Here is an 11,963-nt window from a genome sequence, read left to right as displayed (position 1 = left end):
ACCAGCTGTCACCCGAGTGCGGACGATCACGTCCACGCCACGGCGATGATCACGTTGAGAATGCCCAGACCACCGGCGACGTGGGCGAGCGTCGCGGTCGAGCCGGGATTCTGCTTCTCCTTCCTCAGGCCGATGAACGCCACGACGAGCACGGCGAGGGCGACCAGCAGCTTGATGCCGATCTTCATGTGGTTCACCTCGACGACGTCCTGCGCCTCCCGCAGACCGACCAGGGCCAGACCCGTCACGACCTGCAGGATGGCGCCGTGCAGCATGCCGGCGACGACCCGCGGTTCCTTGATGACCGCGAGCCACGAACCGATGATGCCCGCGAGGCCGATGAAGTGCAGGATGAGGAAGATCTTGATGGCGATGTCCATGGCGCAATCCGACCATTCGGGACGGGGACTGTCCAGTTAGGTGACGCTCATGGTGTGCCCCGGATCACGCCTGGTCGCGGTACCAGTCGAGCAGGTCGGGTTCGTCGATCGCGGTGCGGTCGACGACGCGGCCGGGATCGGCTCCCTGCAGGATCCGTTTGAGGGGAACCTCGAGCTTCTTACCGGTGCGAGTGTGCGGCACCCCGGGCGCGGCGACGATCTCGTCGGGCACGTGCCGGGGCGAGGCATGCTCGCGCACGGCCGCACGGATCCGTTCCTTCAGGTCGTCGGTGAGCGTGACGTCCTCGGCGAGGACGACGAACAGCGGCATGCGGTACGTGCCGTCGGGTTGTTCGATGCCGAGGACGAGCGACTCGACGACCTCGGGCAGGTTCTCCACGGCCTGGTAGATATCGGCACTGCCCATCCGCACACCGTGGCGATTGAGGGTGGAGTCGGACCTGCCGTGCATCTCGAAGGTTCCGCGCTCGGTGATCGTGATCCAGTCGCCGTGGCGCCACACACCCGGATAGACGGAGAAGTAGGCGTCGCGGTAGCGACTGCCGTCCGGGTCGTTCCAGAACCGCACGGGCATGGACGGCATGGGGACGGTCACCACGAGTTCTCCGACCTCTCCGCGCACCGGCCGGCCCCCTTCGTCGAAGGCGTCGACGGCCACACCGAGGCAGGGCACCGAGATCTCCCCCGGCCACACGGGCACCGTGGGGACGGCGCCGACGAAGGCCGTCACGACGTCGGTCCCGCCGGAGATCGACATCACCTGCACGTGCTCGCCGGCGTTGTCCGACAGCCACGCCGACGACGAGGCGGGCAGCGTCGACCCGGTGACCCCGACGCCGCGGAGGGCCGACAGATCGTGGTCGTCCTGCGGGACGACACCGGCCTTGATGCAGGCCAGCACATAGCCGGGGCTCGTCCCGAGCACCGTGACGTTCTCGTCGGCCGCGATCCGCCACAGGCGATCGACCTCGGGATGGGACGGGGCGCCGTCGTAGGTGACGACGGTGCATCCCACGAGCAGCCCCGAGAGCAGGAAGTTCCACATCATCCAGCTCGGGCTGGTGTACCAGAGGAAGCGGTCGCCGGGACGGAGGTCGAGGTGCAGCGACAACGCCTTGAGGTGTTCGAGCAGCACACCACCGTGGCCGTGCACCAAGCCTTTCGGTGGGCCGGTGGTGCCGGAGGAGAAGACCACCCACAACGGATGGTCGAAGGGAACGGGTAGGGGTTCGAGAGCGGCGTCGCCGGAGACAGCGTCCCGCCAGTCCAGAACGGTCCCGGTCTGCCCGGACGTGTCGAACCCGGACGTGTCGAACGATGTCTCCTCCTCCGACACGACGACCGTCAGGGCGAGGCCGGGCATCGCGGCGCGGAGTACGTCCACCTCGTCGACGCGGTCGTGCCGCCGTCCTGCGTAGCGGTATCCGGTTGCCGTGACGAGTGCTCGTGGTTCGAGTCTGCCCAGACGGTCGATCGCCGCAGGTGCGGCGTAGTCCTGTCCACATCCGGCCCAGACGGCCCCGATGCTCGCCGTGGCGAGCAGGGCGACGATCGCTTCGGGGATGTTGGGCAGGTAGCCGACGACACGATCACCCTCTCCCACCCCGTGCGCGCGGAGCGTCGCGGCGAGCGCGGCCGTCCGGCGTTCGAGTTCGGACCAGCAGACCTCGCGCCGGCGTCCCTCCTCGTCGAGGTGGACGATGGCGGCCTCGTCCGGGGGACGCTCCCGGAAGACGTACTTGGCGAAGTTCAGTCGCGCGCCCGGGAACCACACGGCACCGGGCATGGAGGCGTCGGCCAGAGCCGGGCCGGGGTCGGTGTGGGAGACGACGTCGAAGGCGTCCCACACTGCCTGCCAGAATGCGCCGGGCTCGTCGACGGACCACTGCCACAACGCCCGGTAGCCGGGCAGGTCGAGTCCGTGTCTCTCCTCGACGAACCGGGTGAATCCGGTGACGTTCGCCTGCTCGATGTCGACGTCCGTCGGAGTCCATTGCGGTTCCACCACAGTTCACCTCCCGGTCCGGGACCGTACCTGAACACGGACGAAGGCCCGCCCGGACCGGCCGGGAACCGTCGTGCACGGACGGACTGCCCGTGCACGACGTCCGAGACGTCCGAAACGGAGCCTCGCGCGAGGACTCTCGGCTACCGCCGCTCGCGCGTCGCAGACGTGTAGATGAGGGTGAGCACCACAGCGACGGCGATGGAGATGATCCAGCGGATCCAGTCGATGCCGGAGGTGTTCTCGTTCCCCTCGGACGAGATCAGACCCCAGATCCAGTAACCGATCAGCGCACCGATGATGCCGATGACGATGGTGATGAGCATCCCCATCGCCTGCTTACCGGGGATCACCAACCTGGCGAGGATACCGATGACTGCGCCGAAGATGATCGTGCCGATGATCTGTCCCATGGTGAGCCTCTCTGTTCGGCGCCGCACCCGGGGCGGCGCAACCTCGACGACCATGTACCCCATCAGTGTCGATCATGAACCTCTCACACGAGGCGGATTCGACGTGCCTTTCGGGTGAACATCCTTCTCCGGCAGGGCCGTGGTCTCACCGGCCCCCGTCCGCTCGTGTCGCCTCGAGCAAGGCGATCGCCTGCTCGCGCATCTCCACCTTGCGGACCTTCCCGGTCACCGTCATCGGGAACTCCTCGACCACGTGCACATAGCGCGGGATCTTGTAGTGGGCGAGCTTGCCGGTGCAGAACGTCCGGAGCGAATCGGCGTCGAGCGGTTCGGCGCCCTCGCGCATCCGGATCCACGCCATGAGTTCCTCGCCGTACTTCGTGTCGGGCACGCCGACGACCTGGGCGTCGAGGATGTCCGGGTGGGTGTAGAGGAATTCCTCGATCTCGCGGGGGTAGATGTTCTCCCCACCCCGGATGACCATGTCCTTGATCCGGCCGGTCACCGAGACGTACCCGTCCTCGTCCATGACGCCGATGTCGCCGGTGTGCATCCATCGGGCCGCGTCGATCGCCTCGGCGGTCTTGTCGGGCTGATCCCAGTAGCCGAGCATCACCGAGTAACCGCGGGTGCATAGTTCGCCGGGTTCGCCGCGCGGCACCGTCAGTCCGGTGACGGGGTCGACGACCTTCACCTCGAGATGCGGGCCGACACGACCGACGGTGCTCACGCGCCGCTCGATGCTGTCGTCGCTGCGGGTCTGCGTCGAGACCGGGGAGGTCTCGGTCATGCCGTAGCAGATGGAGACCTCGCTCATGCCCATCCGGTCGATCACCTGCTTCATCACCTCCACCGGACACGGTGATCCCGCCATGATTCCGGTCCGCAGACTCGACAGGTCGTAGTTGTCGAATCCGGGGTCGGCCAGTTCGGCGATGAACATCGTCGGCACGCCGTACAGCGACGTGCACTTCTCCTCGGCGACCGCACCGAGCGTCGCAGCGGGGTCGAATCCCGGCGCCGGCAACACGATGGTCGCGCCGTGACTCGTGCACGCGAGGTTGCCCATCGTCATCCCGAAGCAGTGGTACAGCGGGACGGGGATGCAGACCCGGTCGCGTTCGGTGTAGTGGCACAGCTCGCCGACGAAGAAACCGTTGTTGAGCACGTTGTGGTGACTGAGGGTGGCGCCCTTGGGGAAACCGGTGGTGCCCGAGGTGTACTGGATGTTGATCGGATCGTCGGGCGACAACGAGGCCTGGGCCGCGTCGAGCGGTGCCCGGTCCTCGGTGAGCGCGGCGCGGCCGGAGTCGACGAGTTCGTCCCACCTCGGCGAGTCGAGCAGGACGACGTCCTCGAGATCGGGGCAGTTGGGCCGGACGGTCTCGATCATCTGCGCGTAGTCGGAGGTCTTGAACGTCGGGGCGGACACCAGCATCCGCACACCGGCCTGCTCGAGGACGTACTGCAGCTCGTGCGAGCGGTAGGCGGGGTTGATGTTGACGAGGATCGCCCCGATCTTCGCGGTCGCGTACTGCACGAGCACCCACTGCCAGCAGTTGGGTGCCCAGATTCCGACGCGGTCACCCTTGGTGATGCCCGCCCGCAGCATACCGAGCGCGAGCACGTCGATGTCCGCGACGAATTCGGTGTAACTCCAGCGCTTTCCGGCGGCAGAATCGACGAGCGCCTCACGGTCGCCGAAGCGGGCGGCGGTGCGGTCGAGGTTGTCGCCGATGGTGTCGCCGAGCAGCGGGACGTCCCAGGCACCCTGGGTGTAGCTGGGCAGACGGTCGACGTCGAGGCCGGACATCGCATTCTCCTTCACGAGGCGGGGAAACGGCTGTGGTGGCGGTCGTCGGGCTGCTGCCGGACGACCGCCACCGGGGGTGGATCGGTGGGGCGGTGGATCAGAGGGCCCGGTCGCGGGTCTCCACGAGCGCCGCGGTGCAGACCAGGCTCACGAGGCCGATTCCGGCCAGCATGATCCCGATCGCGATACCGCCGTAGGAGGCGGCGAGCGGTGCGGCGATCATCGGCGGGATGGCGCCGCCGAGGACACCGGCGAAGTTGTAGCCCAGACCGGCACCGGTGTAGCGGTAGCGGGTCGCGAACATCTCGGGCAGCAGTGCTCCGCACGGCCCGTAGGCGATACCGAAGATCGCGAGGGTGATCATCATTCCGAGCACGAACGCAATCGGTGAGCCGGTGTCGAGGAGCGGGAACAACACCAGTGCCCAGACCACGGAGAAGGCGCACGAGACCATGATGACCTTCTTGCGCCCGAAGCGGTCGGAATACAGCGCGGACAGCACGATCGCGAGACCGAAGACGAGCGACGAGGCGATGCCCACCACCAGGACGAACGGCCGGTCGAATCCCAGCTCGGACGTCGCGTAGCTGGTCAGGTAGGCCGTGCCCATGTAGAAGAAGGCGAACATGATGGCCAGCGCGCCGCCGGCAAGGAAGATCTCCTTGGCCTGGTAGCGCAACGCGTCGAGGAAGGGCAGCCGGCGCGGGGCCTCGATCTCGGCGGCCGGGGCACTACGGCGGGCTTCCTGCTCCGCACGAAAGACAGGAGTCTCTTCGATGGCGAGGCGCATGTAGAGGCCGATGCCGACGAGAACGATGCTGAGCAGGAACGGGATCCGCCAGCCGTAGTTCAGGAAGGCGTCGTTGGTGTCGCCGAGGGCGAGACCGGTGAACAGGAAGGTTCCGCTCGACAGGGCGAATGCGATGGCGGGACCGAGCTGCGGGAACATCGCGTACAGACCGCGTTGGCCTGGTGGCGCGTATTCGGCGGTGAGCAGGGTCGCACCGGCCCACTCACCGCCCACTGCGAAGCCCTGGGCGAATCGCAGCAGCACGAGGATGATCGGGGCGGCGACACCGATGGTCTCGGCGCCGGGCAGAAGGCCGATGAGCAGGGTGGAGATACCCATCAGCAGCAGCGTGGAGATCAGCGTCTTCTTGCGTCCGATGCGATCGCCGAAGTGCCCGAACAGCATTGCGCCCACGGGGCGGGCGATGAAGGCGACGGCGAAGGTCGCGAAGGAGGCGACGGTACCTGCGGTCGATCCGAGCGCGGGGAAGAAGACCGTCGGGAAGACGAGCGCTGCGGCGGTGCCGTAGATGAAGAAGTCGTAGAACTCGATCGTCGTGCCCATGCAGCTGGCGACGGCGACGCGCCGGATACCGGGCCCTTCCTTCGAGGGGCCCGCGTGGCGGGGTGTGGATGGATCGGGACGCGAACGTCCCACCGGTCCGGCGACGGGGGGTTCGGCAGCCCCCGGGGTCGACACACTGGTCACGTGAGTCCTCCGTTGTCCGTTCGAACCGCGGGCGTGATCGCCTCGGCGGATGAACGAAACGTAGTGATGCCGGTCACCCCCGCACCACCCCCGAAAGGGGGGTAGAGGTGACCGGCATCACATAGTGCGCCGAACGAACGAAATTGTCAGCGGCCGGCGGCGCCCGCGATCTCCTGGCGCATCTCGCCCCACACGGAGGCGTAGGAGTCGATGTTGGCGGCCGTGGCCCACGCCAGCGAGCCGCCCTTGATCTTCTCCAGGGCCTCGGCGAACAGGTCCTGGTAGCGCGACAGGCGCGGCACGAACGCCGACACGTCGTCGAACAGACTCTGCGCCCGGCGGTCGAGGTCGATGAGGCCGTCGACGAATCCGTCGGCGTCCGCGTTCTCGAGGAGCGTATTCAGCTCCTCGTCGAGCGGGAGGAACTGGTCGTAGAGCTCCGAGATCGAATCCTCGTCGATGGAGACCCGTTCGGCATCGAGCTGATCGTTCAGCTCGGAGGTGCCCTTGTCGGTGAGGCTGATGCCGCCGCCGTTCTCCGACGCCTTGCCCTGTTCGAGGAGCGCGGCCACCGCAGCCTGGCCGGCCGCCACCGACACACCGAGGTGCGCGGCGATCACCTCGGCAGTGACCTGCTTCTTCAGGCGCACCGTCTGCAGCAGTGCCAGTTCGTCCACGTTGCCTGCGAAGGCCATGCCCACTCCTCGTCGCACCCGCCGGGCGCCCACGTCGTCGTCCGGAATCCGGACGGATTCCGTCCCGATTCTGACGCACACCGGCAACCGGCAGGCGAGTCACCCTCCTCCCGATGGGATCACGCAGATGGGATCACGGGGACAGGCCGGGTACCGGGCACGCGTCGGCGGCCTCGGCGACCACGGTGGGCACATCGGACACGGCGGGCTCCACGCCGGCCTCCCGGTCCCGCCCGGTGAGTGGCCGGTGGGCTTCCAGGAGAGCCATTTCGTCGGAAGTGAACGCGCGCCCCCTGCTGAGGAACCGCACCCCCTCCGGACTCTCGAGACTGAACCCGGAGCCGCGCCCGGGCACCACGTCGAGGACGAGACAGGTGTGCTTCCACGCCTCGAACTGCGAACCGGAGATCCACACCGGCACGGCGTCCGCGCCGACCGGCGGATCGGAGCGGGTCTCCCCTGCCCCGAGGCGCAGGTCGAGGACTCCGAGGAGCACGTCGCAGTCGCCGACGACGAAATCGCCGTCGGGATAACACATCGGCGCGGAGCCGTCGCAGCATCCGCCGGACTGGTGCATCATGAGCGGTCCGTTGCGCTGCGCGAGGCGGCGCAGCAGGGCGACGGCATCGACGGTCGCCACGATTCGCGGGACGGTCACAGGCCTGCCTTTCCGTTGGGGTGCACGGTGTTCCGAGCGTATGGCAACGGCGCCTGCCACGTCGTGCGGACGTGACAGGCGCCGAAGTTCGGATCAGAAGAAGCCCTGTGCCTTGGGGGCGTAGGACACCAGGAGGTTCTTCGTCTGCTGGTAGTGGTCGAGCATCATGTGGTGGTTCTCGCGGCCGATGCCGGACTGCTTGTAACCACCGAAGGCCGCGTGCGCGGGGTACTGGTGGTAGGTGTTCGTCCACACCCGGCCGGCCTGGATGGCGCGACCGGCACGGTAGGCGACGCCACCGTCGCGGGACCACACACCGGCACCGAGACCGTAGAGGGTGTCGTTGGCGATCGAGATCGCATCGTCGAAATCGCTGAAGGACGTCACGGACACGACCGGGCCGAAGATCTCCTCCTGGAAGATGCGCATCTTGTTGTTGCCCTGGAAGATCGTCGGCTGCACGTAGTAGCCGCCCGAGAGGTCGCCGCCGAGATCGGCGCGCTCACCACCGGTGATGACCTTGGCACCCTCGCTCTTGCCGATCTCGATGTACGACAGGATCTTCTCGAGCTGGTCGTTCGAGGCCTGAGCGCCGATCATCGTGTCGGTGTCGAGCGGATCGCCCTGGCGGACGGCCTTGGTGCGGACCGCGGCGAGCGAGAGGAAGTCGTCGAAGATGTCCTGCTGGATCAGCGCACGCGACGGGCACGTGCACACCTCACCCTGGTTGAGGGCGAACATCGTGAAGCCTTCGAGCGCCTTGTCCTGGTAGTCGTCGTTCGCCGACAGCACGTCGGAGAAGAAGATGTTCGGGCTCTTGCCACCGAGTTCGAGGGTGACCGGGATCAGGTTCTGCGAGGCGTACTGCATGATCAGCCGGCCGGTGGTGGTCTCACCGGTGAACGCGATCTTGCGGATGCGCGGGCTCGACGCGAGCGGCTTGCCCGCCTCCACACCGAAACCGTTGACGATGTTGACCACGCCGGGCGGCAGCAGGTCGCCGATGATCGAGATCAGGTGCAGGATCGACGCCGGTGTCTGCTCGGCGGGCTTGAGGACCACCGCGTTGCCGGCGGCCAGGGCCGGCGCGAGCTTCCACACGGCCATGAGGATCGGGAAGTTCCACGGGATGATCTGGCCGACGACGCCGAGCGGCTCGTGGAAGTGGTAGGCGACCGTCTCGGAGTTGATCTCGGAGATCGAACCCTCCTGCGCGCGGATGGCTCCCGCGAAGTAGCGGAAGTGGTCGATCGCGAGCGGGATGTCGGCGTTGAGGGTCTCGCGGATGGGCTTGCCGTTGTCCCACGACTCGGCGAGGGCGATCGACTCGAGGTTCTCCTCGATGCGGTCGGCGATCTTGTTGAGGATCACCGCGCGTTCGGCGGGCGAGGTCTTCCCCCAGGCCGGCGCGGCGGCGTGGGCTGCGTCGAGCGCGAGTTCGATGTCTTCCTCGGTGCCGCGAGCGACCTCGGTGAACACCTGGCCGGTGACGGGGGTGACGTTCTCGAAGTACTCCCCCTTCACCGGGGGCACCCACTGGCCGCCGATCCAGTTGTCGTACCGGGACTGGAAGGACATGTGGGCGTCGGGCGAACCGGGGCGGGCGTACACGGTCATGTGCATCTCCTGCAGCGTCGAGCGGTCGGTATGTGATCCGAAACACTACGAACGCGAGGGTTGCAACTACGTTGCGAGCTGCCTGTCCAATCGGGTCAATGTGGCGTCGACCTGCGCGAAGCGGGGTGACCGGGGATCGATCGATGCCCGGTAGGCCGCCCAGGCGGTGATGTCCTCGCGGCCGTGGACGGACGCGGTCCATTGCGCGAGCAGATGCTCCTCGCCGCAGCGCAACAGCGCCGCCCGCACGCCCGAGCAGAGTTCGTCGCGGATCTCCTCGATGCCCGGCGCCACCGATCCGGGCAGGATCTCCTCGGTACAGAGGCGGACCGCCGAGGCCACGTCGCCGCGGTCGAGTGCGCGGCGCACGTCCGCGACATCGGTGTCGAGCGTGGTGAGCAGCCGATAGGGCCGCGATCCGAGGTGTTCGGCCCCGAGCACCTTGCGCAGGCGCGACATCTCGGCGCGGATGGTCACCGAGTCGAGTTCGTTCTCGTCGAGCAGCATCGCGAGCCGGTCGGAGCTCAGGCCTTCGGGGTGATCGGCGAGGATCAGCAGGATCTCGGCGTGCCGGCGGGACAGGCCGACGCGTTCGCCTCCGCGGTGCAGGGCGGGCCGCCCGGCGCCGATCGTCTCGATGCGCGGCGTCGCCGACGGGAACAACGGGCGGCCGCTCAGGGCATGCAACCGCAGTTCGGCCTCCGCCGCCGCGACCGTCGCGCGGACGAGTTGCAGGACCTCGGGCGCGGCGACGCGGTGCCCACCGGTGATGTCGATGGCACCGAGGACCCGGCCGCTGGTGGGGTCGTGCACGGGAGCGGCCGAACAACTCCATTCGTGCACCGTGCGGTTGAAATGCTCGGCGCCGAAGATCTGCACCGAATGATCCACGGCGAGAGCCGTTCCCGGAGCGTTCGTGCCGACGCGGTCCTCACTCCAGTCGGCCCCTTCGACGAAACTCATCGACAGGGCGCGGTCGCGCGCGGCGTGATCGCCCTCGACCCACAGCAGCCGTCCCTGTCCGTCGGTGATGGCGACGAGCAGTCCACTGTCGTCGGCGTCCTCGACGAGGAGCTTGCGCACCACCGGGCGGATCAGCGACATGGGGTGGCCGGCGCGGTACTCCTCGAGGTCGTGCCCGGAGAGCAGTGCGGGTTGTTCGACGACGTCGGGATCGATGCCGCGCTGCAGGCTCCGGCTCCACGAGTCGCGGACCACCGAGCGCACCCCGTCGAGCCGATCCTTGCCGCGGGCGGAGACGAACGTGCCGTGCGCGCGCAGTACCGCACGTGCGTGCGCGGCCACGTCCGCTCCCGGGTCGAGTGCCACCCAGGGGTTGGTCGTCGCGATTCCACGATCCGTCATGTACCGGCGCCTCCTCCCCCGACACTGTAGTCGGGATCACACCGTGTGCGACAGGGCATCCCTCGCGGTCGCGGCGACGCGGTGGGCGAGCATCACCGCAGTGGCGTGCGGCCCACGGCTGGGGACCTGCGGAAACACCGAGGTGTCGACGACGCTCAACCCCTCGATCCCGCGCACGCGGCACCACTCGTCGACCACGGCGTTCTCGTCGTCGCCCATCCGGCACGTGCCCGACAGGTGCAGGGACGTTCCGAGCCTGCCGCCGCGCGCGTCCACGCTGCCGGCCTCGACGACGCCGGTGGTCGCGGCGAGGAGGTCGGCGGCGAGCCGGACACCCTCCTCCAGAGCTTGCCGGTCGGCCGGGTCGGTCAGGTATCGATAGTCGAGCAGAGGTGGACGTCGCGGGTCACGTTCGTCGAGCACGATGCGTCCGCGATTGCGTGGGCGCGTCAGGACGACGCCGAGCACCGGATCGGCGACACCGCTGCCGGGGATCGCCGCACCGAATGCCGCGGTGTACGGGCGCAGTTCGAGGTTCTCGGTGTGCAGGACCGTCTCGAGCAGCAGCGTGTGCGACGGGAGGCCCGGGCGGAATCGGTACGGGACGGCGAACTCCGGATGGTCGGAGAAATCGCGGCCCACCCCGGGAAGGTCGTGCAGCGGATCGACGCCGAGCCGGCGCAGTTCGTCGGCCGGTCCGATCCCGGAGAGCATCAGCAGCTGCGGGGACCTCACTGCGCCTGCGGCGACGATCACGTGTCCGGCCGAGATCGTTCGTGGTCCGTCGGGTCCGGCGATCTCGACACCCACCGCGCGACCGCCCGCCATCACGACTCGAGTCGCGCTCACCCCGCCGGCGACCGTCAGATTCGGCCGGTCCAGGACGGGTGCCAGGTACGCGAGGAACGGACCCACTCTCGTGCCGTCGCGCATGTTCGACGGAACCGCACCCACCCCGTCGGGTCCGGGAGCGTTGAGGTCGGCGACCGGTGCGAATCCCGCACTTTCGGAGGCGTCGACGAAGGCACGCGAGAGCGGATGCATCCGTTCGCGCGGCACCCTGGCGACCGGTATCGGGCCGGAACTTCCGTGCAGGTCGCCGGGGACATCCGTGTCGGTCTCGACGGCCCGGAAGGACGGCAGCACCTCCTCGTACGACCACGAGGCGGGCCACGACGCGAAGTCGTCCGGCCGCGCACGCACGAAGTACGCGCCGTTGACCGCGCCGGAGCCGCCGAGCACCCGGCCCCGCGTCACGGTCGCCTGGACGTCCGAGGTCAACCGTCCGGGAAAGTCCGCCGTCCACGGGCTCTCCGGACCAACCGGAAGGACGGCAGCGTCACGGATCTCGCGCGGAACAGCGGACGCCGACCCGAACGCCGTGCCCTCCTCGAGCAGCAGCACGGTGCGGTCCGGATCGTCGCTGAGCCCGGCGGCGAGAACGCAGCCACAACTTCCCCCGCCGACGATCACCACATCGGCGTGCGCCGGGATCATG

10 protein-coding genes are annotated in these 11,963 nt (G+C 68.2%); all 10 read right to left on the bottom strand.

The genetic code is table 11. The annotated features are described in order from the left end of the window. Positions 1–26: 26 nt before the first annotated feature. Positions 27–380 (bottom strand): hypothetical protein, encoded by a 354-nt coding sequence (locus tag NVV99_RS19805; RefSeq protein ID WP_006553525.1) that lies wholly within the window; start codon positions 378–380, stop codon positions 27–29. A 64-nt stretch (positions 381–444) separates the two neighbouring features. Next, entirely contained in the window at positions 445–2,406 is a 1,962-nt protein-coding gene (locus NVV99_RS19800) for an acetoacetate--CoA ligase (protein ID WP_024101639.1), read from the bottom strand. 143 nt (positions 2,407–2,549) lie between these two features. Next, on the bottom strand, positions 2,550–2,819 hold the full coding sequence (locus tag NVV99_RS19795) for a GlsB/YeaQ/YmgE family stress response membrane protein (protein ID WP_016932945.1): 270 nt from the start codon (positions 2,817–2,819) through the stop codon (positions 2,550–2,552). A gap of 145 nt (positions 2,820–2,964) precedes the next feature. Then, positions 2,965–4,632, bottom strand: a complete 1,668-nt coding sequence (locus NVV99_RS19790) for an AMP-binding protein (RefSeq protein WP_006553528.1) — start codon at positions 4,630–4,632, stop codon at positions 2,965–2,967. Between the two features lie 97 nt (positions 4,633–4,729). Beyond that, the gene (locus tag NVV99_RS19785) at positions 4,730–6,013 is read right to left on the bottom strand and encodes an MFS transporter (protein WP_024101640.1); all 1,284 of its coding nucleotides are present in this window, start codon (positions 6,011–6,013) and stop codon (positions 4,730–4,732) included. 263 nt (positions 6,014–6,276) lie between these two features. Then, positions 6,277–6,825: a hypothetical protein gene (locus tag NVV99_RS19780; RefSeq protein WP_006553530.1), complete on the bottom strand. Its 549-nt coding sequence runs from the start codon at positions 6,823–6,825 to the stop codon at positions 6,277–6,279. 133 nt (positions 6,826–6,958) lie between these two features. Further along, positions 6,959–7,483 (bottom strand): DUF779 domain-containing protein, encoded by a 525-nt coding sequence (locus NVV99_RS19775; RefSeq protein WP_006553531.1) that lies wholly within the window; start codon positions 7,481–7,483, stop codon positions 6,959–6,961. 93 nt (positions 7,484–7,576) lie between these two features. After that, positions 7,577–9,100: an aldehyde dehydrogenase gene (adh, locus tag NVV99_RS19770; RefSeq protein WP_006553532.1), complete on the bottom strand. Its 1,524-nt coding sequence runs from the start codon at positions 9,098–9,100 to the stop codon at positions 7,577–7,579. Positions 9,101–9,166: 66 nt separating this feature from the next. Then, complete coding sequence (locus NVV99_RS19765) at positions 9,167–10,465, bottom strand: helix-turn-helix domain-containing protein (protein ID WP_024101641.1); 1,299 nt, start codon at positions 10,463–10,465, stop codon at positions 9,167–9,169. A 36-nt stretch (positions 10,466–10,501) separates the two neighbouring features. Continuing rightward, positions 10,502–11,962, bottom strand: coding sequence for a mycofactocin system GMC family oxidoreductase MftG (gene mftG, locus NVV99_RS19760; RefSeq protein WP_024101642.1), 1,461 nt, complete (start codon positions 11,960–11,962; stop codon positions 10,502–10,504). Position 11,963 lies beyond the last annotated feature (1 nt).

Origin of the sequence: Rhodococcus sp. PAE-6, from assembly GCF_025290685.1 — a bacterium.
GTDB lineage: Bacteria > Actinomycetota > Actinomycetes > Mycobacteriales > Mycobacteriaceae > Rhodococcus > Rhodococcus pyridinivorans.
Note: the sequence above shows the minus strand (reverse complement) of the source record. Positions and strands in the feature narration are given on the sequence as shown.